The organism is Pseudomonas sp. MDT2-39-1, assembly GCF_054898085.1.
On record NZ_CM142716.1, the window covers coordinates 4,220,338 to 4,244,518 of the forward strand.

The following is a 24,181-nucleotide window of genomic DNA, read 5'->3' on the forward strand; positions in this document are numbered from 1 at the left end:
CCGCGAAGACGGCCTGACAGTCACTATCTTTGTTGGATGTTAAATCGCCTTCGCGGGCAAGCCTCGCTCCAACAAGTCGTGGTGTCACACCGGTTTCATGCACACGTGCTTTAGTTTTCCTTTTCAGGGAGAACACCATGAGCGAATTCGACCTCGGCCGCCGTCGTGTCATGCAAGCCGTCGGCGCCGGGCTTTTGCTTCCAGGCCTGGCACCGGCGGTCATCGCCTCGGTCAAGGATCGTCCACTACTCACCGATGGCGTGCAGTCCGGCGATGTGCTGGGTGACCGGGCGATGATCTGGAGTCGCAGCGACCGGCCGGCACGGATGGTGGTGGAATGGGACACCCGCAGCCTGTTCGGCAACCCTCGTCGATTCGTCTCGCCATTGGCCGATGCGCGCAGCGATTTCACCGCGCGGGTAGAACTCACTGGTCTGCCGGCTGATCAGGCGATTTTCTATCGCGTTTATTTCGAAGACGCCCAGAGTGGCGTCGCCAGCGAACCCTGGTTCGGCCACTTGCGCAGCGTGCCGCAAACCCGGCGCGACCTCCGTTTCGTCTGGAGCGGCGACACCGTCGGCCAGGGTTTCGGCATCAACCCGGACATTGGCGGCATGCGCATCTACGAAGCCATGCGTTTGCGCCTGCCCGACTTCTTTATCCACAGCGGCGACACCATCTACGCCGACGGCCCGGTGCCGGCGCAACTGACCACAGAAAGCGGCCGGGTGTGGCGCAATATCACCAGCGAAGCCAAGAGCAAGGTCGCCGAGACCCTCGACGATTACCGCGGCAACTACCGCTACAACCTGATGGACGAAAACGTCCGTCGCTTCAACGCCGAAGTCCCGCAGATCTGGCAGTGGGACGACCATGAAGTGGTGAATAACTGGTCGCCGGGCAAGCAGCTGGACGAGCGCTACAAGAGCAAAGATATCCACAGCCTGGTGGGCCGCGCCCGACAAGCCTGGCTCGAATATGCGCCCATGCGTTTACAGAGCGCCGATGGTGGCGGGCGAATTTATCGCCAGCTTGGCTATGGGCCGATGCTCGATGTGTTCGTGCTGGACATGCGCAGCTATCGCGAAGCCAATGACGACAACCTCGGCGCCGCCAAACCCTTTCTCGGTCGTGAGCAACTCGACTGGCTCAAGGCGTCGTTGAAAGCCTCCAGTGCACAATGGAAAGTCATCGCCGCCGACATGCCGATCGGCCTCGGCGTCCCCGACGGAGAAGTCAGCCCGGGTGTGGCGCGCTGGGAAGCGGTGGCCAACGGTGATCCCGGGCCGGCCCAGGGACGTGAACTGGAAATCGCTGAACTGTTGGGCTTTCTACGGGCGCAGCAAGTGCGCAATTTCGTTTTCCTGACCGCGGATGTGCATTACTGCGCAGCGCATCATTACCACCCGGATCGGGCAGCGTTTCAGGATTTCGAACCGTTCTGGGAGTTTGTGGCCGGGCCGTTGAATGCGGGGAGCTACGGGCCTAATCCGCTGGATAAGACGTTCGGGCCCGAGGTGGTTTTCGAGAAAGCCCCACCGGCACAGAACACCTCGCCGTTTGCCGGGTTTCAGTTTTTTGGCGAGGTGAATATTGATGGGCAGACGGGGGAGATGAGTGTGTTGTTGCGGGATCTGGATGGGGTGGCGGTGTTTGAGCAGAAGCTGCAGCCAGTCTGACCGTTTTTCATGAACGACCAAAAATCAATGTGGGAGCGGGCTTGCTCGCGAATGCGGTGGATCAGTCAACATCATCGTTGAATGACACGCCGTTTTCGCGAGCAAGCCCGCTCCCACAGGGATTGTGATGTATCAGTAGACGTCGCGGCGGTAGCGGCCCTGCTCGATCAGGCGGTCAACCTCTTCAATCCCGAGCACTTCGTTGAGCACGTGATCCACGCCTGAAGCCATTCCCTGCAAGCTGCCGCAGATGTAAATCACGGCACCGTCGGCCAACCATTGCTTCAGTAGATCGGCCGACTCACGCAGTCGATCCTGTACGTAGATCTTCTCGGCCTGATCCCGCGAGAACGCCAGGTCCAGTCGCTCCAGATCGCCTGAAATCAACCATTCCTCAAGCTCGTCGCGGCACAGGTAGTCGTACTCCCGATTGCGCTCACCGAACAGCAGCCAATGCCGTTGCTGCCCATCGGCAATTCGTGCCTTGAGCAAACTGCGCAGGCCGGCCAGCCCGGTGCCGTTGCCCAGCAGGATCATCGGTACTGGCTCGGTCGGCAGATGGAAGCCACTGTTGCGCCGCACCCGCAGGCTGACGGTGCCACCTACTGGCGCGTGTTCGGTCAGCCAACCGGAGCCTATGCCCAGGCTGCCGTCGGCATGCATTTCCTGACGCACGATCAGTTCCAGCACGCCGTCGGCGGCGATCGAGGCGATGGAGTATTCGCGCATGACCAAGGGCACCAGGGCGTCTACCAACGCCTGCGCGTGCAGGCCGACCAGGTGAGTTCTGTTCTCGGGCAATTGGCGACTGGCGAGGGCTTGCTCCAGCGCTTGTGACAGGCCATCGAAGGTCACCATCGCCCGGCCTTCAATACCCAGGCCATCAAGTAAATGCTCGATCGCCCACGGGCAATTGCGGGGCAGGACTTCCACCAGATCACCCGCCAGCCAACTGCTGGTCGTCGGGGCGGTGAGGCCCAGCAAGTACACCGGGGAGCCGCTGCTGTCCGGGTTCATCAATTCGCGGCGGGTCAGGGTCCAGTTGTTGTAGCTCGGGGCTTGCCAGGTGTCGACCGGCGCCTGCCCGGTCAGCAGGCCGAGTTGCTGCTGCCAGTGACGCAAGGCGTAAGGGTCGCCGCTGTCGACTTCCACCGGCGCGAACAAGGTCTTGCCGCCATGCTCGCCCAGCCACGTGTGCAAGCGTCGGGCGAAACCGCAGAAGTGTTGATACTGGCGATCACCGAGCCCCAGTACCGCGTAGTTCAGGCTCTCCAGGCTCAACGCCCGGCCGAGTACTTTGCGTTCAAAACCACGGGCGCTGTCCGGCGCCTCGCCATCGCCGAAGGTGCTGACCACGAACAGCGCGTTGCTGGATTCACGCAAATCCTGTTCGCTGACATTCGCCAGCGGCTGCACCTTCACCGACAGGCCGGCCGCCTGCAATTGCCCGGCGGTCTGCCACGCCAGTTGCTCGGCAAACCCGCTTTGGCTGGCGAAGCCGATCAACCAGGCGGGTGTATTGCTGCCCGTTTGCGCGAAGTCTTTGCGAGCGTCCTTGATCTGTTTTTTCTTGCGGCGACGATCCAGATACAACATCCAGCCAGTGACGAAGAACAGCGGCATGGTCAGCGCGGTAATGGTCAGGATGATCCGCCCGACGATGCCGAAGTAACTCCCCACGTGCAGCGCATAGAGGCTGGTCAGCAGTTGCGCCTTGAGGCTCTTGTCGCTGTAACGGTCATGCCGCTTGACGATGCCGGTGGCCGGATCGAGGCTGATCTGGTTCAGCGCACGGTCATGGGGCGAGGAGTTCAACAGGTAGAAAACCGTCGCCGGTTTGCCGGCCACTGGCGGCATGCGGATGTTGTAGGCACTGAGTGCCGGACCTGCAGCGCTATAAATGCTGCTCCACATGACGGCGTAGTCGGCGGTGGGCGCCGGGCCGCTCGGTGCAGGGCCACGACCGCCGCGCAAGCGCTCGTTTTGCGGTGCGTCGGAAAGTAATTGGGTCAGGCCCTTGTTGTACCACTCATAGGACCAGGACAACCCGGTCAGCGCTGACAGGAGGTAAAACACCAGGCACCAGGTGCCGGCCACCGAGTGCAGGTCCCAGTTGAAGCTGCGACCCTTTTTCTTCCAGTCGAGGGTCAGCCAGGCGCGCCAGTTTTTCCATTGGCGCGGCCAGCGCAGGTACAGGCCGGACAGGCAGAAGAACACCAGGATCAGCGTGCAGGCGCCGGTAATCTGCCGACCGGTGTCGCCCATGGCGAGGAAGCGGTGCAGTTGCAGCATCAGGCCGAAGAAATCCTGCCCGGTGGCCTCCCCCATGAACTCGGCGGTGTACGGATCGAAGTAGCGCATCTCGCCACGGCGTTCGCCCGGTGGCGGCGTGAAACTCACTCGCGCGGCGTTACCGCTGTCGGTCTCGACCCAGAGCATCGCGACTTTTTTGCCGGAGGCGCCCTCGATTTTTTCCACCAGTTCGGCGGGCGGCAGGACGCCGGCAACCTGCTTCTCGACTTGCAGCACGGAAGGGTTGAGCACGCTGAGGATTTCATCCTCAAACGATACCATCGCCCCGGTGATGCCCATCAGGGCCAGGACCAGCCCGGCGCTGATGCCGAAAAACCAGTGCAACTGGAACAGGGTTTTCTTCAACACGTCGCTCGCCTTGTTCGTTCGAAATAATCATCACGGCGCGCATTATGCCGTGGGTTGCTGAGAAACATTCTTTTTTACGCACAAAAGCCCCGTTCATGTGGATGAACGGGGCCTGACCCTGATTTCAGCCTTCACCCACATCCCATGTGGGAGCGGGCTTGCTCGCGAATGCGGAGTATCAGTCGACATCTTTATCGGATGTGATGGCCCCTTCGCGAGCACCCGCTCCCACAGGGGATTGCGGTGAGGCTGGCAATCAGAAGTGGAAGTTGGTGCTCAGCAATGCCGTACGGCCCGCCGCCTGGTTGGCGAAGTGGGTCGAGAAGGCTTTGTCGTAGTAGGTTTCGTCGGTCAGGTTCTGCACGTTCAGTTGCAGGTCAACGTTTTTGCTCAGCTTGTAGGCGGCCATTGCGTCGTAACGAACGTAGGAATCCACCATGGTGGTGTTGGCCACGCTGCCGAATACGTCGTCGACATAGAACGCACCGCCACCGATGGTCAGCTTCGGCGTGACCTGATAGGTCGTCCACAGGCTGGCACTGTTTTTCGGGGTGTTTGGCAACTCGTTGCCGTTGTTGGCTTTGTTGGCCGGCAGATCACCACCATCGACTTGCTCGCTGTCCATGTAAGCGTAACCGGCGAAGACCTGCCATTTTTCGGTGATCTTGCCGGTGGCCGACAATTCGATCCCTTGAACGCGGGTTTTGCCGGCGTTTTCATAGGCGGTGGTATTGACTTGAACGCGGGCGTTTTCTTTCTCGGTGCGGAAGATATCGGCGGTCAGCGACAGGCGATCGTTGAGCAAATCCCACTTGGTGCCGATTTCGTAGTTCTTGGTGGTTTCCGGCTCCATGTCGCTGCTCAGCAAGTTGCCGTTGCGATCCGGAGTGCCGCCCAACGGGTTGCCTTCCTGGCCTTCGCCCAAGGTGTTGCCCGGCGGAGTGGCGGAGGTGGCGTAGGACGCGTAGATGCTGCCGTTTTCGGCCGGCTTGTAAACAACGCCGAACTGGCCGGTCACGAACTCGCTGACGTCATCCCCTTTGGACGTGGTCACGCTGGAGGAGTTGTAGGTTCTGTACTGGGTGTCGAAATGGTCGTAACGCAGGCCCATGTTCACCAGCCATTGTTCGGACAACTCCAGGGTGTCGAACACATACAACGCGTAGGTGTCGGACTGAGTGTCGGTGCCAGCGTAGTTACGCGAGATCGCACCGTTCCACGGATCGTTCGGGTTCGGGTTGGCCAGCGAGGTGCAGTTGTAGCCACTTGGCGCGCCGATCAATGCCGGTGAGCAGTTGGTGGTGGAAGCCGCTGTTCCCGGGGTGGTGTCGACGTTGACGTTGTACGAGGACTTCTGACTTTCCTCACGGCTCAACTCGATGCCGGTGGCGAAGCTGTTCTTGAACCCGGCGATGTACACGTCACCAAACAGATCGGTCTGGTTCGTGGTGGTCTCGGTGTTGCTGACGCGGGTGTTGGCCCGACGCCAGACACTGCCATTATTGACGTTGCCCTTGCTGTCGTCCGGCTGGGTCAGGATGTAATCCTGCATGCTGTTGCCGTGGCGCAGGGTGTTTTTGACGGTCAGCGCATCGTTCAGGTCGTGCTCGATGGCGAAGGTTGCCGTGTCGGTGCGGCCCTTGCGGAAGTCGCGATCTTCCAGACCGTAGAAGTTGCTGTGATCACCTCCGGCGAAAGGCTTGTCCGGGTTCGATTTGGTGCGGGCGGCCGAGCCTGCGACAGGGATGGTGTACGGAATGCCCGAGTCTGGTGTGTCGTTGCTTTCCAGATGGTAGTAATCGAGGTTGACCCGGGTGTCGGTGCCCAGGCCGAACGCCAGCGAGGGTGCGATGCCCCAGCGGTCGTAGTCGACGCTGTCACGGCCAGCGACGTTGCTTTCATTGCTCATCAGGTTCAGTCGGCCAGCGGCGGTATCGGTGAACTGATAGTTGCCGTCCATGGTGTAACGCTGGGTCTGGTCCGAACCCCAGGTAAAACCACCGTCAAACGAGTCGCCCAAGTGGGCCTTTTTGCTCACCAGGTTAATGCTGCCGCCCGCAGCGCCCCGGCCGCCAATGGCCGAGTTCGGGCCTTTGCTGACTTCGATCGATTCGACGGCGAAGATCTCGCGGCTCTGCGAACCGGTGTCGCGCACGCCGTCCAGATACGTATCGCCCTGAGCGTCGAAACCACGAATGAACGGACGATCGCCTTGTGGGTTGCCACCTTCACCGGCACCAAAGGTGATGCCCGGAACGGTGCGCAGCGCGTCCTGCATATTAAGGGCGCCGGTATCCTTGAGCACCTGCTGCGGGATGACGGTGATCGAACGCGGTGTGTCCACCAGCGGCGCGGTGTACTTGGGCGAGGAGGCTTTTTCGACGTTGTAGGAAGTCGCATCCTGGGCTTCGCCAGTGATGGCGGTAGCCCCCAGGGAAATCGCATTGCTCGGTGCCTTTTCGTCGGCCTTTTCAGCCGCGAAAACCATGTGGCCGGCAGAGCTGGCAGTGAGCGCCACGCCAATTGCAGACGCGAGTAAACGCGGTGAACTGACTGGTAATTGTAATTGTTGGCGTGACATGTGAATTCCCCTCCCCAAGGATTTGAGGCCGCGGAATATAGGGTAGACGCGTATTTGTATCAATTGCGAAACGTTACTATTCGCGAAGAATTTACATTCTTTACAATTTAACCTTACGGTTTTTGATGATTCATTCGTCGTGGGGGTTTTACACGCTCAATAAGAATCAATACCATTGCCGCTTCTTTGCCTTCAGGTGTCATCCCATGCTGCTGCACATTCCCGGCGTGTTCGCGAAAGAAGAAGTGCAGCGCATCCGCGAGGCTCTGGAGCAAGCGGATTGGGCCGACGGAAAAATCACCGCCGGCTACCAGTCGGCCAAGGCCAAGCACAATCTGCAACTGCCTGAAGGCCATCCGCTGGCCAAGGAAGTGGGCGCGGCGATGCTTGAGCGGCTGTGGAAAAATCCGCTGTTCATGTCTGCGGCGTTACCGCACAAAGTCTTCCCTCCGTTGCTGAACTGTTACACGGCCGGCGGCAGTTTCGATTTCCACATCGACAACGCCGTGCGTCAGTCCATGGGCGGTATCGAGCGAGTTCGCACCGATCTCTCGGCGACGCTGTTTTTCAGCGAACCGGACGACTACGACGGCGGCGAACTGGAAATCCAGGACACCTTCGGCACCCAGCGCGTGAAGTTGCCGGCCGGTGACATGGTCTTGTATCCCGGCACCAGCCTGCACAAGGTCAACGCCGTCACGCGCGGCACCCGCTATGCCTCGTTTTTCTGGACCCAAAGCCTGGTGCGTGAAGACAGTCAGCGTGCCTTGCTGTTCGAGATGGACGGGGCGATCCAGCAACTGACTCAGGACATGCCTGATCACCCGTCGCTGATCCGCCTTACCGGCACGTACCACAACTTGTTGCGCCGCTGGGTCGAGGTATGAGTTATCAATTACGCCGCGAGGAAGTCCTCGACGGTGATTCACTCAAGGCCATGCTGGAGGAAAGCCCCGCTCGTGCAGCCCAGGCGATTCTGATTGCCGCCCGTGAAGGCGTGCTCGACGCTCAAGCCTTGCTCGGGCAGATTCTGCTGGACGGGCAGGGCATCGAGCAGGACCAGCCGCTGGCGGTGCGCTGGTTCGAGATCGCTGCCCGGCATGGGCATTTGATGGCGCGCAACATGCTCGGTCGTTGTCATGAGCATGGCTGGGGTTGCGTTGCCGATGCATCGATTGCCGCGGGGCACTATCGAGTTGCGGCAGACGCCGGGCTGGATTGGGCGATGTACAACTACGCCAATTTGCTGGCGACTGGGCGCGGCGTTGCTGAGAACCAGCGGCAAGCACTGAGTTTGTATAAACAGGCCGCCGAATTGGGCCACGCGAAGTCGATGAACCTGCTTGGGCGATATCTGGAAGAAGGGCGGGATTGCTGCGTTGACCTTTCTGCAGCGTTTGAGTGGTATCGGCGTTCGGCGGAAAGCGGGGATTTTCGCGGTCAATTCAGCTATGCCAGTGTTTTGGTCGAGCGCTCGCAATTTCAGGAAGCGCTTGTCTGGTTCCGTCAGGCAATGCTCGGAGGCCACTCAGCCTTTCTGTACCTCAGTGCCCAGACCTTGTTGAAAGTGCCTCACGCTGAAGTGCAATCGATGGGCACGGAGTTTGCCTTGCGAGCAAAAACGCTAAGTCATTAAATAACCGAATTCTTCACTCGCAACTATTAGGCGTGCGTGTTGGCGGATGAGAGCAAAGTTGATGTTCGAGTGATATTTCGTTAGTTGTATTGTTTGAATACATCTCTTGCTCGGTCCTGGCTTTAATAAAGATCGGCTTTGTGTTTATTCTGTGTCCGCAGTGTGAGCGACCTCTTGTTTGACTGTGCGATCCTGATGATCGCTATAATCCAATTTGACTAATTAAAGGAATAATTATGTCCAGTACAAGTTTGTGGGGCGAAGCCCTGAAAAATGCAACGCCAGAACAAGTTATTGATTTTGCTGCCGCAGCGCCGAAGTTATTAACAGATGCCTCGACGTCAAATTCTGATGTAGGTGTCCGAGACACAGGGTTGTTGCTCACAAAAAAACAAATCATTGATCTGCGCAAATACGAAGCCGCAGGTCTCGCGCTCCCATACACACTGAAAGACGTCGAAGATTATCTGCGATTCGGCGCAGGTCAGGACGGTGGCGCCGGCTTGAATCCTGTTGATTTTCTGACCACATTCCAGAACACCCGCAACCACGCCCGGCGTTGGTCGCCATTGCGTGAACGCATCATGATGACGGGACGCGGGCTCAAGGACTTTGCCGGCAGTATGCTGACTTACGGCGCCTCGATGAAAGAGGTGTACAACGAAGTCAAGGCATCCGGTTTACTGCAAGAGCGCAATATCAAGACCCTTGCTCAACTGAAAGAACTTGAGCTGGAACTGGGTGATAAGTTCCCGGGCATTGAACTCGAGGCCGACACTGTCGAGACGCTTGATTACTTCCTGACGCGGATTTTTGAAAAGATCGATAACAATCTAAAAGTCGTAGCGGGCATAAAAACCGATCTTGATTTGTTTGGCTATGATCTTCGAGAGCATGTCTTGCCTGGCATCAAGTTAAGGGTGGGGTTAATTGACAGCAGTTCCATGGCAGATGATATCAAGCTGTTGAAAGCAGTCATTGAAGACCGTGCCAAAGAAATTGATATTAAAAACACCGAATACAAGGCTGCCGTACAAGAAGCGCTCAAGGCCGCGGCGGGGATGAATATTGTGGGTTTGGCAATGGCCATCTATATGGGGGTCGAGGCTGAAAACATTCGTGCGGCTCGTAACCAGTTGTATGCCGATCAGGAACGGGATATTCAAGTTCTGGCCAGCAAGAACCAGACGCTGGGCTCTCTGGCACGTGTGAAACACGATTTGCAAAGCCTGATGATCGTGGCAATTGATGCTGATGTCGCTACGCAAAACCTGATGCACGTCTGGAGCGTCTTGCACCTGTGCATCAAGAACTCGGTCGGTGCCGTCAATCAAATCAATGATGCATTGAGCCTGAGGATTTTCATGACCGAGTTCGAAGAAGTGGTTAGCCCATGGAAACAGATCGAAACCGATTCGGATCGACTCATCCAGGTCTTCAAAGAGGCTGATGATGAATATGAGCGTAACTACTCGTTGGCTCCACGCGCGATGAATGTTGTCAGCCTCTTCGGTTCGGCCTATCCACCGTTGAATCTGACCGCGCTGGCCTCCAGCCATGAACAAATGCGCGACGATCGCACCCAGGCGAACGTCTGGTTGGTCAAGCTCGGTTACCTGCCCGATTTGTTCGATCGCTTCAATCGTCTGGTGACCAACGTTGGTCAGGGCGCGAGCCAGCTGCAAAGTTCGGCTCTGGAAAGCAATAATGAATTTGAGAACACCTTGCGCCGTCTCGCGCGTAACGAAAAGGATCGGCAGGAAGAAACCGATCCCGAGGTCATCGAGGAAATTGATGATGAGCGCAGGCATCTGCTAGACAGCGCAACGCGTGCTATTACCGAGAAGGCTGCGCAGGTTCGTCGATGCCTGGGCAACATTCAGGATCGGTTCGACCGGCGCCTGACAGAAGCTTACATCCTCGACTTCAAGCTTGACGAGCAACGTGCAAACGCCGAAATCCTGGCTCTGCAATCGAAGTTGCCAGCGCTCCATGAGGAGCGTCAGGTCATCATTGATGCAGTGAGCACCCTCGAGAAGAGCGGTATCGAAGAGCTGGGCAAGGACATTGAGCTGACACTTGGCAAGATCACCGAGCTGGGACTGACGCCGCCGGAAATCAAATTGGTCATGATGGCGATCGACCAACTGAAAAAAACCCTCATTGACGCCGGCAAGGCTGTTCGCTTTCTGGATATGCTCAGTGAGAGTGACAAGCTGAAGCAAAAGATTGAAGCCCTGCTCAACGAAATTGACCGAGAGAACTCCATTGTTCACGCGTCGACAGGGAAGGTGATTTACCTTCAGGCCATTCACTCGATCGAAGCCTCGAGAGAAAAATACGTCGGAGAATACAGCGTCGCTGTTTCAAACTTTGACAAATTCCTGACCGCCATCGATGCAAAACAATTTGCCAATGACGATGCGCTCAGTGCTGCGTTCAAAGAGCAGGCTTCGCTGTTTATGAGCTTCCTTGCGCCAGTGTCGTTGCCACAGCGATAAACCCATCCACAAACGTTTTGCTGCCAGTCGGCCGTGGGCGGGCTGGCAGCAGAGGTTTGTCAGACAAAGGAATGTCTGATGCTTGACTACTTATTGGCAGAAAAGAATTTTGCCACCTTGAAACAGTACGTTAATTTTTTGAATGAGCTGCCCGATGCTCTACGAGAAATCAATCGATTCTCCGACTCCATAGCCCGTGCCGGACACACGCTAGTGCGACCCCCCAATGCTGAGGCATTAATTCAGGCCGGGATCACCAACGCACAATGCTGGCGCGCAATTGGCGTAACAGTGCCAGTGATGGGCAATACCTCTGCTCGGGTATTACAGGAAGTATGCGGTTTTATCAGTGAATTCAAGACCATTGTTTCCCTCACTCAGAATCGACGATTGCCAATATCCCGTATTGATCCGCAGCAATTCACGGTTGTGAAATCCGTCGGATGGGGAAATGCGCCCTGTGCCGATGTAATTGATGTCATGCGCGAGCTTGATTCCCGTCTGCAGCATTGCCATCAGTCAGTGGCAGAATTCAAAGCGCAGGTAACGATACTTGCAGAATCGCTTCATGGTTTATTTGTCCGTTTCATCGAATCGCTGACAATGCCACTTTGCAGTTGCGATGGTCCAATATCCAAGATCGAGGCTTACTACACCTTGGGCCGAATCGGTCTGCCGGGAATGGGTTATGACCCAAACCAAGGGTATTCGGAAGACCAACGGCTAGAGTTCGCCAGAGCGCATATCGTGCGGCTGTTCAGCCTTCATCGGCAAGCCAGCACGGCGGCAAACAATCTGGGCGATTTTTGCTACCGATGGGTGTACATGCTGGAGGAGGCCAAGCAAACGCTTCGAACCTCTTACCCCCAACAGACGATGGCGCGTGCCAAGGCTTCGCTGCCGCTGGTGACGGGTTCGCTCGAAGAACTAAAAACGATGTCTGAACAATTGGTTCAGATGGCAAAAGTATTTTAAAAAAAAGCCCATGACACGTCATGGGCTGTTTCATTTCTACGAGAACGGTTACACGTAAAACGATTTCAGCGGCGGAAAGCCATTGAATTCAACCGCGCTGTAACTGGTGGTGTACGCACCGGTCGACAACCAGTACAGACGATCACCAATGGCCAGGTTGAGCGGCAAACCGTACTTGTAGTTTTCATACATGATGTCGGCGCTGTCGCACGTTGGGCCGGCGATGACCACTTCTTCCATCTCGCCTTTCTTCTCGGTCCAGATCGGGAACTTGATGGCTTCGTCCATGGTTTCGATCAGGCCGGAGAACTTGCCCACATCCGTGTACACCCATCGCTCGACGGCGGTACGGGATTTACGTGCAACCAGCACCACTTCGCTGACCAGGATACCGGCGTTGGCGATCAGCGAACGGCCTGGTTCCAGGATGATTTCCGGCAGTTCGTCACCGAAATCTTCCTTGAGGAAACGGATGATTTCTTCAGCGTAGGTTTCCAGGCTGTTGGTGCGGGTGATGTAGTTGGCCGGGAAGCCGCCACCCATGTTGATCAGCTTCAGGTGAATGCCGTCTTCTTCTTTCAGGCGTTCGAAGATCACTTTGACCTTGGCGATCGCCGCGTCCCAGACGCTGATGTCGCGCTGTTGCGAGCCGACGTGGAACGAGAGGCCGTACGGCACCAGGCCCAGGTCGCGGGCGAGGATCAGCAAGTCCATGGCCATGTCGGTCTGGCAGCCGAATTTGCGCGACAAAGGCCAGTCAGCGGTGGTCGAGCCTTCGGTGAGGATGCGCACGTAGACTTTCGAACCTGGTGCAGCCTTGGCGATGTTGCGCAGGTCGGCTTCGGAGTCGGTGGCATACAGACGCACGCCCTTCTCGTAGAAGTAGCGAATGTCTTTGGATTTCTTGATGGTGTTGCCGTAGCTGATGCGATCAGGGCCGACGCCCTGGTTCATCACTTTGTCGAGCTCGTAGATCGAGGCGATGTCGAAGTTCGAGCCTTTCTCTTTGAGCAGGTCGATGACTTCGACGGCCGGGTTGGCCTTGACCGCGTAGTAGACCTTGGCGAAATCGAAACCGGCGCGCAGGTCATCGTAGGCCTGGCTGATCATCGCGGTGTCGATCACCACGAACGGGGTTTCTTGTTTGTCGGCGAACGCCTTCATTTTCTGGAAGGTATCGCGCGCGAAATAGTCTTCGACGTTGATCGACATGCTGGGAACTCCTACTGGCAAACTAGATTAATCAATGGGTGCAAATGAACGTCCTCCGTATCCCCACTTTGGTTCGCCTACTTCCCAAGGCATGTCGCCGAAAGCAAAAAGGCCACGGGAGGCGGTGCTTCCCTTGGCCTTGCTGTCTCGTCGTCAGTACTTGAGCCGGATGGATCGTTTCCAGCATGGACGTTCGGCGCGAACTTTAGGGCGTGAGGGGCTTGAGATCAACAAAAAATGTCGCGTTTTTGCACGCATCCGTCGTGCGGTGCGCGTCAGTCACCTGTGTAACCGACCTGCATGACAGTGTGATGTTCCCGTTGGAGGGGAATTTGAGGTAGTTCAGGGGGATTTGTGGTGCCCCATTCGCGAGCAAGCCCGCTCCCACATTGGTCCGCGTTCATTCAGATAACGCCGATCAAATGTGGGAGCGGGCTTGCTCGCGAAGGCGTCAGATCATGCGACAGCAGTCTCGGCAGGCGAAACAATGCTGGTCTTGCCGCCACGGGACTTACCAGAGCTCAAATACTCGGCAATCGATTCCTGAGTCACTTCACCCAGGAACACCCGCTCGGCATCCATCACCGGCAACCACGAGCGGTTGAACTCGTACATGCGCGACAGCAGGATGCGCAAATGCTCGTCAAACGCCGCTGTCGCGTTGAACTCGCGCAGGTATTGCGCGCACGTACCGGTCTGACGGTGCAGGTCGCGGCGTCGTACATAACCGAGCGCCTTGTTCTCACCGTCAGTGACCACCACATAACGACGGTCCAGTTCGTCCATCAACTCCAGGGCTTCAGCCACGGGCGTTTCCGGGCTCACCGACGGTGCGTTGTCCGCTGCATCTTCGGCTTTCACTAGCAACAGACGCTTGAGGGTGCTGTCCTGGCCGACGAAGTTGCTGACAAAGTCATCCGCCGGGTGCGCGAGCAGAGTGTCCGGGTGATCGATCTGCAGCAGTTTGCCAGCGCGGAAGATTGCGATCTTGTCGCCCAGCTTGATGGCTTCATCGATGTCGTGGCTGACCATGATCACGGTCTTGTTCAGCGCCCGCTGCATCTCGAAGAATTCGTTCTGGATCATTTCGCGGTTGATCGGGTCGACCGCGCCAAACGGTTCATCCATCAGCAACAACGGCGCATCCGCCGCCAACGCACGAATTACGCCGATCCGCTGCTGTTGGCCACCCGACAGTTCGCGCGGGTAGCGATTCAGGTACTGCTTGGGCTCAAGCTTGATCATGCTCATCAACTCGCGGGCGCGGTCGTGGCATTTCTGTTTGTCCCAGCCCAGCAGGCGCGGAACGATGGTGATGTTTTCCTCGATGGTCATGTTCGGGAACAGACCGATCTGCTGGATCACATAACCGATGTTGCGGCGCAGGGTCACGGCGTCGAGGTCGGTGGTGTCTTCGCCGTTGATCAGGATCTTGCCCGAGGTCGGCTTGATCAGGCGGTTGATCATCTTCAGCGTGGTGCTTTTGCCGCAGCCCGATGGCCCGAGGAACACACAGATCTCGCCTTCATTGACGGTCAGGCTTACCGAGTCCACGGCTTTGACATCTTTGCCGTTGCTTTGGAAGGTCTTGCTGAGGTTTTGAAGTTCGATCATTTGAGTAATCCTTTTGGAGTCAGCGTGCGTTGCAGCCATTGCAGAAGCAGGTCGGCGAAGATGGCCAGGAGACTGACCAGCACGGCGCCGACGATCAGCATCGACATGTCGCTGCGGCTGATGGAAGCGAGAATGAGTACACCGAGGCCACCGGCGCCGATGGTCGCGGCGATGGTCATGACACCAATGTTCATGACCACGGCGGTGCGCACGCCGGCGAGGATCACGGGCACGGCGATCGGCAACTCGACCATGCGCAGGCGCTGGCCGAAGGTCATGCCGATGCCGCGCGCGGCTTCGCGAATGCCGGGTTCGACGCCGGTCAGGGCGAGGTAGGTGTTACGCATGATTGGCAGCAGCGAGTACAGAAACACCGCGGTAATCGCCGGCATCGGCCCCAAGCCCTGGCCGAACTTGGAGTAGAACGGCAGTAACAGGCCGAACAGCGCAATCGACGGCACGGTCAGCAGCACCGTGGCGCTGGCTTGCAACGGGCCGGCGAGTGTAGGGAAGCGTGTCATCAGGATGCCCAGCGGCACGCCGACCAGAATCGCCAAGGTCACGGCAATACCGACAAGGGTGATGTGCTGCCCGGTCAGTTGCAGGACCAGCGGCCAGTCGAGATGGGAAAAGGCGTTCAGAAATTCCATGTCTTTTCCTCCGGTTTAATTAATAGGGGGCAATGGGTGCTGGCGCAGGAAATCGGCGGCAACGGATGAAGGGCTTTCGTGATCGACATCGACCCGCGCATTGAGCTGGCGCATGGTGGCGTCGTCGAACAGTTCAGCCAGCGGCTTGAGTTCTTCGGCGAGTTTCGGGTGAGCGTCGAGGTAAACCTGACGCACCACTGGCGCGGCGGTGTAGTCCGGGAAGTAGTGCTTGTCGTCTTCGAGCAGTTTCAGCTTGAAGGCGTTCAAACGACCGTCAGTGGTGTAGACCAGACCGGCAAACACCTGACCATTGCGCAGGGCGGTGTAGACCAGCCCTGCATCCATCTGGCGGATGTTTTTGCGGGTCAGGTTCATGCCGTAGAGGTCCACCATGCCGTCCAGACCGTCGGAACGGTTGGCGAACTCGGTGTCCAGCGCCACCAGGTGATGGGTCTTCGCCTCAGCCTGCATCACTGTGTTCAGCTCGCTGATGGTGTTGATCTGCGGATACGCCTTCGCGGTTTTTTCCGGCAGGGCCAGGGCGTAGGTGTTGCTGAACTTCGACGGGGTGAGCCAGATCAGGCCTTTTTTTGCGTCGAGTTCTTTCACTTTGGCGTAGGACTGAACGCTGTCGAGCTTGTCAGTGATGTGGTTGTACGCCACCAGCGACACGCCGGTGTATTCCCACATCAAATCCAGCTGACCACTTTCGTGGGCACTGCGGGCCAGGTTGCTGCCCAGACCGCCGGTCACCTGAGTGTCGTAACCCTTGGTGCGCAGGTACTGGGAAGTGATTTCCGCCAGCAGGGTTTGTTCGGTGAAGACCCGGGCGCCGATGCGGATCACGGGTTTTTCAGCGGCTTGGGCGATTCCTGCGAACAGCAGAACGCAGCCTATTAAAAAGCTTAATTTTTTCATAAGTATTCCTTTGCCGAGGCTTAAGACGGGCGCAAGCCGCGTTCGAGCCAGAGGCGGCTGGCGAGTGTCACCAGACCGTCGAGCAGCAAGGCCAGCAGGGCGGTGCAGGCCGCGCCGAGCAGCAGTTGCGGCTGATTGTTCAAGGCGATGCCTGGGAAAATCAGGCTGCCCAGGCTGTTGGCGCCGATCAGGAACGCCAGCGGTGCGGTACCAACGTTGATCGCCAGGGCCACGCGCACGCCACCGATGATGATCGGCACAGCGTTCGGCAGTTCGACCCGCCACAGCACTTGAGTCGGCGTCATACCAATGCCGACGGCCGCTTCCTTGAGCGATCCCTGGACGTTTTTCAGGCCTTCATAGGTGTTGCGCACGATCGGCAACAGCGAGGCGAGGAACAGGGCGAAAATCGCGGGGCCGCTGCCGATGCCGAGGATCCCCAGGGCGATGGCCAGTACGGCAAGAGGCGGCACGGTGTTGCCGATGTTGAAGATCTGCATGAAGCGTTCAGCGCGGCCCACCATGGTCGGGCGGCTGAGGAAGATGCCGGCGGGGATGCCCACAACGAGGGCGGCCAGCATGGAAACAAGGACGAGAATCAAGTGAGCTTGCAGGTAAAACAACAAATCGTCGCGGTAATGTTCGATCGTGTTGATGCCAATCCAGTGGACCAGCAGGGCCAGGAGAGCGACGACAACCGCACCTCCTATCAGCCCCTTGCCATAGCGAATAGCCACAGGCGGACTCCTTTTTTCAGTCGGCGGACGCAGTCCCGTGGGGCATGCCATTCCTGGCTGCCGGGATTATCAACGTTCGCGAGAAGCAGCTCCCCATGCTGATGGAACCGCATGAGATCGAGCCATAAGCGCAGCCTCGTCAGGCTAACTTGCAGGTTTTTCAGACCCTGCTACGAGAGCTGTAACAGGGGAGTGGACGCCTCCACCTTTTAAAAGGTTCCATATTTAGCAGCATTTAGCTACCACGCATCTCGATATGCCCGTGTAGCAGCTGCCGAGCCTGCGAGGCTGTGGCGAGGGGATTTATCCCCGTTCGGCGGCGAAGCCGTCGTAATCCATTGGGCGCGGTGTGGCTGGAAAATAGGGGCCGCTTCGCAGCCCAACGGGGCAGATGCTACAGGGTGAACGGTGGTCTGTAGGTCACGGTTTGCGCTATACTCGCCGCCCTTTTTTGAATCACCTGCCAGGCGATTTCCCATGACCAAACAGGCCGCCGAAGTCGCGAAACGCCGCACTTTCGCCATTATTTCCCACCCCGATGCCGGTAAAACCACCATCACCGAGAAGCTCTTGCTGATGGGCAAGGCGATTGCGATTGCTGGCACGGTGAAATCCCGTAAATCCGACCGCCATGCCACCTCCGACTGGATGGAAATGGAAAAACAACGGGGTATTTCCATTACCACGTCGGTCATGCAGTTCCCGTATCGCGATCACATGATCAACCTGCTGGACACCCCGGGCCACGAAGACTTCTCCGAAGATACCTACCGCACCCTGACGGCGGTTGACTCGGCATTGATGGTCCTCGACGGCGGCAAGGGTGTAGAGCCACGGACCATCGCGCTGATGGACGTCTGCCGTCTGCGTGACACGCCGATCGTCAGCTTCATCAACAAACTCGACCGTGACATCCGCGACCCGATCGAACTGCTCGACGAAATCGAAGCGGTCCTGAAGATCAAGGCTGCGCCGATCACCTGGCCGATCGGTTGCTACCGCGACTTCAAGGGCGTTTATCACCTCGCCGACGACTACATCATCGTGTACACCGCTGGCCACGGCCACGAGCGTACCGATGTGAAAATCATCGAGAAGCTCGACTCTGATGAAGCCCGCGCGCACTTGGGTGACGAGTACGACCGCTTCGTCGATCAGCTGGAATTGGTGCAGGGCGCCTGCCACGAATTCAATCAACAGGAATTCCTCGACGGCCAACTGACCCCGGTGTTCTTCGGTACTGCACTGGGCAACTTCGGTGTCGATCACGTGCTCGACGCCGTGGTCAACTGGGCGCCGAAACCGCTGGCCCGTGTCGCCAACGAGCGCACCGTTGAACCGGTCGAAGAGAAATTCGCCGGCTTCGTGTTCAAGATCCAGGCGAACATGGACCCGAAACACCGCGACCGCATCGCCTTCATGCGTATCTGCTCCGGCAAATACGAAAAAGGCATGAAGATGCGCCACGTGCGCACCGGCAAGGATGTTCGGATCGGCGATGCCCTGACGTTCTTCTCCTCCGAGCGTGAGCAACTGGAAGAAGCGTTTGCCGGCGACATCATCGGCCTGCACAACCACGGTACCATCCAGATCGGCGACACCTTCACCGAAGGCGAAGTCCTGGGTTTCACCGGCATCCCGCACTTCGCCCCGGAACTGTTCCGTCGCGTGCGCCTGCGTGATCCGCTCAAGTCCAAGCAACTGCGTCAGGGTCTGCAGCAACTGGCGGAAGAAGGCGCGACCCAGGTGTTCTTCCCCACGCGCAGCAACGACATCATCCTGGGTGCCGTCGGTGTGCTGCAGTTCGATGTGGTCGCCAGTCGCTTGAAAGAGGAATACAAGGTCGAGTGCTCCTATGAGCCGATCACCGTTTATTCCGCGCGCTGGATCGATTGCAGCGATAAGAAGAAGCTTGAAGAGTTCCAGATCAAGGCGGTGGAAAACCTCGCGATTGACGGCGGCGGTCACCTGACCTACCTGGCCCCGACCCGGGTCAACCTGGCACTGATGGAAGAGCGCTGGCCGGACGTGAAATTCCGTGCGACGCGTGAGCATCACTAAGCGCTGAGCGATAACACCCCAAAGCCCACTGTGAACACAGTGGGCTTTTTTTTGGTGCGCCAGGCATGGCGCGTTGCGCGAAGCGCAACCAGCTTGGCTGTGGTGGCCACGCTGGTGACTTGGAGGTGAAAGTCCTCTACACACCCGGCAAGGGGAAGTGTTAGCCAGAGGCAAGGGTGTCGCGGGTGACTGCGAATCTGAAGGAAGCCCGAGGCAAAATGCTGGCCTGACGAACAGGAAGCGGATTAGGCGGTGCAGCGGGGTAAGGTAGCCAAAATTGCCAAAGCCCAATACTTGCACGCAACGCTGTGACGTAGATCCGACAGGCATAAGCAGGAAGGTCGCGCGAATTACCCTGGGAGATCTGTTTAGCCTGCCATGTGCTACCGGCGTCGCGAGATGACGGGATGGGCGACAGAAGTCAGCAGAGGCCGTAGTAGTCGCTCGAAACCGGAACGATGAAGGGCTGAACCTGCCATGAGTGGATAGTCGGGTGTGATCTCTGTTGGAGCGTAAAGCAGAAACTCCGCGTAGCGGGGGTCGAGACCATCGGGAGGTAGGAGCCGGAAGCTCCGAGGGCCGGTCTGGGCGCTTAGATACCGCAGGCGACACATCAACGGAACCAAGCTCGCTGACGTTGTTTGGCAGTAGGCAGGAACCGCCGTATACGGAACCGTACGTACGGTGGTGTGAGAGGACGGCGGATGTAAATCCGCCTCCTACTCGATACCAATAAACGGGTTCGAATCGACGACCGGGTAATACTTTCCTGTAGGTCTTTTTTCCTGATTTCGTAGCTTGACTCTGCTTTTTCATTACCGGGACTGTTTCCCGCGACAACGCAATCGTTGACGTCTAGCGTTCAGAGGACATTTCGCAAGCAGCGACTTTCCACGAGCAGGAGCGCGAGACAAATGGATGTGATGAAAACCGACACCGCATTACAGGCAACACAAGAAGCTCAAATTCCCGTTTCTGTTATCGAGCGGTACTACGACCTGATCGTCAGCAGTACAGCTGATTTTGAAGTCAGTAGCGGTGGTGACGCATTTGAGCCATCCATGAAATTGCCTGCACTAGATGCTCGAATGCAGGCCTTTCTTTCCGTCGCAACTGCGCAGTTTTTTGAGTTAGGCCGTTACTGTGGGATGCCACTGCGGTTGTTCGATTTGAGGCAAAACCCAAATACTCAAACGACCAAGACATTTGCTTCGACGCTGATCGTCGCTCGTGCCATTCGCCATATTCAGGACACCGGCGACAGCATCCTGTTGTTTTCCCCTTCTTCCGGCAACAAGGCCATTGCACTACGTGATGCAGTCTTGCGTGCATTGAAAGCCAAGCTGGTTCATCCAGAACAATTGCGCATTGTCACATTGACGCCTGCGCAGACGATCGGGAAGTTGCGTAGAACCGAACTTTACGATGACCCTCGGCTGCGTGTCTTGAACCCTGTATTCGTCCTTGATGCCGAGTCGCCGGAGGCAGTGAAGGTTGTTGGGCAGCACTTCAAGGAGCTTTTCAGTCGCCGTCCATTGGGTGAGTTGAAGTTATGGCATTCCCTTCGGCTAGAGAATTACCGGCATTCTGACCAGGTCCGAGCTTTTTTTGACTTCGAACAGGGTGATGCCTGGGACACTGATCGAAAAACTGTCCATGTGCATGCGGTGTCTAGTGCCTATGGCCTTCTGGGATACTGCTCAGGTGTAGAGGTGTTGAAACACCACAATAAACACGTTTCCACCCCTTCATTTCTACTGGTTCAGCATCTGGCTACCAGTGACATGGTTTTGCATTTACTCGACGGCAACTTCGAGGGTACTTCCACGCCAGTCTATACACAGGAATCCAACGGCTTATGGGTTCAATCGGAGTCTGCGCATTTTCCTTCCGCGACCTGGAACCCCGATGAGATCCTTGAACCCACTTTTTACACGCACCTTCCGCCTACCGCCGTGGAAATGACCGGGTTGGTCAGGGCCAATGGTGGCTCGGGAATCGTCGTGTCGCTTTATGAGTGCATGCAACGCTACAGCGAATGTGTCCAGTTGCTAGCGAATACACCCGTGAGATTGCCCGCGGACCCCCGGGATCTGAAGGAGTGGTCATTGGTGATGGCTCTCACCGGATGCCTGAATGCAATTGACCGAGAGTTGCTGGTGGGTATGGACGGCTGCACCATTCATGCATCCGGCTCCTATTGTCAGAGTGATTATGACGCCATGCCCATCGAAGGACTGTCATTCATTGACAGTGCTGAAGAGATGATGGAAATCCTGCGTGGTCGTTGTAACTCATGAGCGCTGATCTTTCGATTATTCAGAAAACACCCTGCCATTTCCGCGTTTACAGGGGCTACTCCAAAGCTGGAGTAATGGCGCGTCTAGTTTATGTTGGAGTGAGTGAAGGCCTGATCTACATCGCCCCTTTTGTGGATCAATGTTTTTTCGAGCATTCGACTGTAGAGCAAGAAGGCACTCTGGAATGGAAACAACTTGAGGAATTTCTAAACCAGAATCAACCCGACACGAGCCTGTTGATGGCGCCACTGGAGGTCATCCGGCAATGCCAGCGCCCCGGCGATATTGTCGGACTCAGCAGGCTTCACCAGAAAGTCGATGTGTCCTCTGATTGGGAGCATGTGCAGAGGGAATTGTCCCATCGGGAAAACAACCGCCGTGTTCAATCGGTCGGACAAGGGTTTGGTTTCGATGTGTCGCTTAGGGATGAAGACTTCTTTACCTTTTATCGTTCCATGCATGTCCCGACCATGAGCGCCCGTTACGGGCGCTTAGCCCGCAGTGTGCCCGAGCAATCGGCGTATCTGGAATTGTTCAAGCAGGGAGTGTTGTTTCGGGTTTGTTTAAAGGATGACTGGGTGGCGGGAAGTGTTTCTCAAGTTGATGAGTCGACACGCACCTTGAACGCACGGTTGATCGGCGTGAAGGATGGCGCATCAATTTACCGGGTTAATGGAGCACAGAATTTTGTTTACCACGCGATCCTGGAGTGGGCATCCCATCAGTCGAACATCGATTGCGTCGACTTTCAGGGCTGCGAGCCATTTTTGAGCAAAGGAACGTTTCAGTACAAGAAACGCTTTGGGGCTAAGGCCGTTATTCCTGACAACGCATTCGGTCAATGGAGGTTACTGATTCGAGCGCACAAGCTTTGTGCTTCAGCCAGGCAATTCCTGATCAATAACCCTCTTGTTGGCCTTGATGCAGAGGGCCGGCTGCAAGCACAGTACTTCTTCGATGCAGACCACGAGATCCGCTCGGACATTCCCTTCGCTTCAAAAGGCATTTCCAGCCAAGTGAACCATAACCTGGACCAATGGCATGGCTAGTCGGCTCATCCACCCGACTCGGCTTGATGGATATTTCTGTCCTATGGCCTGGGTGCTTGCTGCGTTGATCTTCATCAGTCGGTTGAGCGCCATGGTCAAGCTATTCATGGCGTTATACCTGCGTCAGGAACTGGGGCTGCCGATTGAAACCGTAGGCTGGTTGTTATCCGGATACGGAGCCGGCTTGCTGATAGGGTCAATGGGAGGCGGACTGCTCAGTGAGTATTTCTCCACGGCGCGCCTCACCGCCGCGTTGTTTTTTGTCTCGGCATGGATATTGGTCTTGTTGGGGCTGGTCGTTGAGGTGCCATTGCTGGCTGGGTTGTTGCTTTTCAGCGGAGTACTCGATGGTGCGATACGTACACTTCATCAGCGCTTGATTATGGAGTATTGCCTGGTTGCGCAGCGGCTTCGCGCGCAGTCATTGAGTCGTGTTGCCAGTAACCTGGGCATGGCTGTGGCCGGGGTTGTGGGTGGCGTCCTGGCGCAGACTGATTTTCGCTGGGTGTTTTTTGTCAGTGCGGCCATGACGCTGTTGGCTTTGATCTGGTTTGTTCGGGCGACATTTCATCGAGAAGTTCTGATACCGGATCAGACTCCTGATTCGGTTTCGGGTGCATGCGTACCTTATCGAGATAAACCGTTCCTCTGGTTGTTGGCGGCTTCTGTCTTGCTCGGCCTTGCCTTCGAACCGGTCTACAGCATGTTGGGCAACTATCTGCTCGATTACTATCGGTTGGGTATCGAAGTCATCGGATGGCAATTTGCACTCAATGCAGTACTGGTGGTGGTGCTCCAGATTCCGTTATCTCATTGGAGTGAGCAATGGGGGGCGCGTCGGCAACTACTGGCAGGCAGCCTGCTGTTAGCCTGCGGGCTCGCGATGTTGCCCTTCGGCTCAGGGGTGTTGTATGTCTGCCTGTCGACCGTTGTTTGGACCCTAGGCGAAATTTTGTTTATGCCGACCCTGAGCGTGTTGGTTATGCAGCGTGCGCACACAGGAAGGAGTGGGCATTACTTTGGACTTTTTTCCATGTGCTGGAGCGCGAGTGTGCTGCTTTCACCGGTACTTGGCGGTCAGCTCTACGGCCATTTCGGCGGGCACATTGTCTGGTTCGTCAGCGCCGCGCTGGCCTTGTTGTCCACGCCGCTGATTTATCAGGCCACACGTTTGGGCGCCTCGAAAGGGCTGGATTCACAAACGTCGCGCGTCACTTCGCATAGCTGATTCGATTCTGGGGGTTATTCGATACAAGTCTGCAGAGCCAGACACTGGCGATGATGACGCCGACAGGCAGACGTAAACCGCAGGCAAAAGAAAACCCCTTCTCCCCGGCTGATGCGCAGCCGAGGCAGAAGAGGTTATTGAACAGCTCAGATATCCCCTGTGGGAGCGAGCCTGCTCGCGAAAGCTGTGTGTCAGTCAACATTGATGCTTGCCTATAAGAATGTACTGTTGCGCGACGGTTTTTCCGTAGGTCTTTTCCCTTTGTGGGGTAGCTTGACTCTGGTTTTGCATTGTTGGCGTTTCTACTCGCGACAACTAAGTCGTAGCCGTCTACTGTTCGAAAGTCACTTCGCAAATCGCTGCCTTTTCAAGGATCAAT

The 24,181-nt window shown here is 57.0% G+C and carries 16 protein-coding genes; 9 read left to right on the plus strand and 7 right to left on the minus strand.

Annotated elements, in window-relative coordinates; all coding sequences use genetic code 11:
• The first annotated feature begins 137 nt into the window (after positions 1-137).
• Positions 138-1,679, plus strand: coding sequence for an alkaline phosphatase D family protein (locus ACYZTM_RS19725; RefSeq protein WP_461984184.1), 1,542 nt, complete (start codon positions 138-140; stop codon positions 1,677-1,679).
• Positions 1,680-1,811: 132 nt separating this feature from the next.
• Here the strand turns inward: ACYZTM_RS19725 and ACYZTM_RS19730 are convergent, their stop codons facing one another.
• Complete coding sequence (locus ACYZTM_RS19730; protein WP_461984186.1) at positions 1,812-4,340, minus strand: PepSY domain-containing protein; 2,529 nt, start codon at positions 4,338-4,340, stop codon at positions 1,812-1,814.
• Positions 4,341-4,596: 256 nt separating this feature from the next.
• On the minus strand, positions 4,597-6,921 hold the full coding sequence (locus ACYZTM_RS19735; protein WP_461984188.1) for a TonB-dependent receptor: 2,325 nt from the start codon (positions 6,919-6,921) through the stop codon (positions 4,597-4,599).
• Between the two features lie 206 nt (positions 6,922-7,127).
• On the opposite strand from ACYZTM_RS19735, the gene ACYZTM_RS19740 reads away from it, so the two are divergent.
• The 4 genes from ACYZTM_RS19740 to ACYZTM_RS19755 all read left to right on the plus strand — a co-directional run bounded on the left by ACYZTM_RS19740 (position 7,128) and on the right by ACYZTM_RS19755 (position 12,033).
• Positions 7,128-7,808: a Fe2+-dependent dioxygenase gene (locus ACYZTM_RS19740; RefSeq protein WP_461984190.1), complete on the plus strand. Its 681-nt coding sequence runs from the start codon at positions 7,128-7,130 to the stop codon at positions 7,806-7,808.
• Positions 7,805-8,557: a tetratricopeptide repeat protein gene (locus ACYZTM_RS19745; RefSeq protein ID WP_461984192.1), complete on the plus strand. Its 753-nt coding sequence runs from the start codon at positions 7,805-7,807 to the stop codon at positions 8,555-8,557. Before ACYZTM_RS19740 ends, ACYZTM_RS19745 begins: the two co-directional genes overlap by 4 nt.
• A gap of 236 nt (positions 8,558-8,793) precedes the next feature.
• The gene (locus tag ACYZTM_RS19750; protein WP_461984194.1) at positions 8,794-11,058 is read left to right on the plus strand and encodes an alpha-xenorhabdolysin family binary toxin subunit A; all 2,265 of its coding nucleotides are present in this window, start codon (positions 8,794-8,796) and stop codon (positions 11,056-11,058) included.
• A 78-nt stretch (positions 11,059-11,136) separates the two neighbouring features.
• Positions 11,137-12,033, plus strand: coding sequence for a hypothetical protein (locus tag ACYZTM_RS19755; RefSeq protein ID WP_461984196.1), 897 nt, complete (start codon positions 11,137-11,139; stop codon positions 12,031-12,033).
• A gap of 48 nt (positions 12,034-12,081) precedes the next feature.
• Here the strand turns inward: ACYZTM_RS19755 and ACYZTM_RS19760 are convergent, their stop codons facing one another.
• From ACYZTM_RS19760 to ACYZTM_RS19780, 5 genes are all read right to left on the minus strand, one after another.
• Positions 12,082-13,245 (minus strand): type III PLP-dependent enzyme, encoded by a 1,164-nt coding sequence (locus ACYZTM_RS19760; protein ID WP_131062969.1) that lies wholly within the window; start codon positions 13,243-13,245, stop codon positions 12,082-12,084.
• 456 nt (positions 13,246-13,701) lie between these two features.
• The gene (locus ACYZTM_RS19765) at positions 13,702-14,859 is read right to left on the minus strand and encodes an osmoprotectant ABC transporter ATP-binding protein OsmV (RefSeq protein ID WP_121733608.1); all 1,158 of its coding nucleotides are present in this window, start codon (positions 14,857-14,859) and stop codon (positions 13,702-13,704) included.
• Entirely contained in the window at positions 14,856-15,509 is a 654-nt protein-coding gene (locus tag ACYZTM_RS19770) for an ABC transporter permease (protein ID WP_131062971.1), read from the minus strand. The genes ACYZTM_RS19765 and ACYZTM_RS19770 overlap by 4 nt, the downstream gene beginning before the upstream one ends.
• Before the next feature lie 15 nt (positions 15,510-15,524).
• Positions 15,525-16,427: a glycine betaine ABC transporter substrate-binding protein gene (locus ACYZTM_RS19775; RefSeq protein ID WP_461984199.1), complete on the minus strand. Its 903-nt coding sequence runs from the start codon at positions 16,425-16,427 to the stop codon at positions 15,525-15,527.
• A 20-nt stretch (positions 16,428-16,447) separates the two neighbouring features.
• Entirely contained in the window at positions 16,448-17,164 is a 717-nt protein-coding gene (locus tag ACYZTM_RS19780) for an ABC transporter permease (protein WP_054049992.1), read from the minus strand.
• Positions 17,165-17,641: 477 nt separating this feature from the next.
• Between ACYZTM_RS19780 and ACYZTM_RS19785 the strand changes: the two genes are divergently transcribed.
• The 4 genes from ACYZTM_RS19785 (at position 17,642) to ACYZTM_RS19800 (ending at position 23,802) form a co-directional block, all read left to right on the plus strand.
• A complete protein-coding gene (locus tag ACYZTM_RS19785; protein WP_131062973.1) occupies positions 17,642-19,225 on the plus strand; it encodes a peptide chain release factor 3 in 1,584 nt (527 codons plus the stop codon).
• Positions 19,226-20,139: 914 nt separating this feature from the next.
• The gene (locus tag ACYZTM_RS19790; RefSeq protein ID WP_131063104.1) at positions 20,140-21,525 is read left to right on the plus strand and encodes a DUF6002 family protein; all 1,386 of its coding nucleotides are present in this window, start codon (positions 20,140-20,142) and stop codon (positions 21,523-21,525) included.
• On the plus strand, positions 21,522-22,574 hold the full coding sequence (locus ACYZTM_RS19795) for a hypothetical protein (protein WP_461984201.1): 1,053 nt from the start codon (positions 21,522-21,524) through the stop codon (positions 22,572-22,574). Before ACYZTM_RS19790 ends, ACYZTM_RS19795 begins: the two co-directional genes overlap by 4 nt.
• Positions 22,567-23,802, plus strand: a complete 1,236-nt coding sequence (locus ACYZTM_RS19800) for an MFS transporter (RefSeq protein WP_131063105.1) — start codon at positions 22,567-22,569, stop codon at positions 23,800-23,802. The genes ACYZTM_RS19795 and ACYZTM_RS19800 overlap by 8 nt, the downstream gene beginning before the upstream one ends.
• Positions 23,803-24,181 lie beyond the last annotated feature (379 nt).

What these genes read in the sequence shown, in the direction of transcription:
- ACYZTM_RS19725 (WP_461984184.1), top strand. Translation starts at nt 138, where the DNA reads ATGAGCGAATTCGACCTCGGCCGCCGTCGTGTCATGCAAGCCGTCGGC.
- ACYZTM_RS19735 (WP_461984188.1), bottom strand. Translation starts at nt 6,921, where the DNA reads ATGTCACGCCAACAATTACAATTACCAGTCAGTTCACCGCGTTTACTC.
- ACYZTM_RS19740 (WP_461984190.1), top strand. Translation starts at nt 7,128, where the DNA reads ATGCTGCTGCACATTCCCGGCGTGTTCGCGAAAGAAGAAGTGCAGCGC.
- ACYZTM_RS19745 (WP_461984192.1), top strand. Translation starts at nt 7,805, where the DNA reads ATGAGTTATCAATTACGCCGCGAGGAAGTCCTCGACGGTGATTCACTC.
- ACYZTM_RS19750 (WP_461984194.1), top strand. Translation starts at nt 8,794, where the DNA reads ATGTCCAGTACAAGTTTGTGGGGCGAAGCCCTGAAAAATGCAACGCCA.
- ACYZTM_RS19755 (WP_461984196.1), top strand. Translation starts at nt 11,137, where the DNA reads ATGCTTGACTACTTATTGGCAGAAAAGAATTTTGCCACCTTGAAACAG.
- ACYZTM_RS19760 (WP_131062969.1), bottom strand. Translation starts at nt 13,245, where the DNA reads ATGTCGATCAACGTCGAAGACTATTTCGCGCGCGATACCTTCCAGAAA.
- ACYZTM_RS19765 (WP_121733608.1), bottom strand. Translation starts at nt 14,859, where the DNA reads ATGATCGAACTTCAAAACCTCAGCAAGACCTTCCAAAGCAACGGCAAA.
- ACYZTM_RS19770 (WP_131062971.1), bottom strand. Translation starts at nt 15,509, where the DNA reads ATGGAATTTCTGAACGCCTTTTCCCATCTCGACTGGCCGCTGGTCCTG.
- ACYZTM_RS19775 (WP_461984199.1), bottom strand. Translation starts at nt 16,427, where the DNA reads ATGAAAAAATTAAGCTTTTTAATAGGCTGCGTTCTGCTGTTCGCAGGA.
- ACYZTM_RS19785 (WP_131062973.1), top strand. Translation starts at nt 17,642, where the DNA reads ATGACCAAACAGGCCGCCGAAGTCGCGAAACGCCGCACTTTCGCCATT.
- ACYZTM_RS19790 (WP_131063104.1), top strand. Translation starts at nt 20,140, where the DNA reads ATGGATGTGATGAAAACCGACACCGCATTACAGGCAACACAAGAAGCT.
- ACYZTM_RS19795 (WP_461984201.1), top strand. Translation starts at nt 21,522, where the DNA reads ATGAGCGCTGATCTTTCGATTATTCAGAAAACACCCTGCCATTTCCGC.
- ACYZTM_RS19800 (WP_131063105.1), top strand. Translation starts at nt 22,567, where the DNA reads ATGGCTAGTCGGCTCATCCACCCGACTCGGCTTGATGGATATTTCTGT.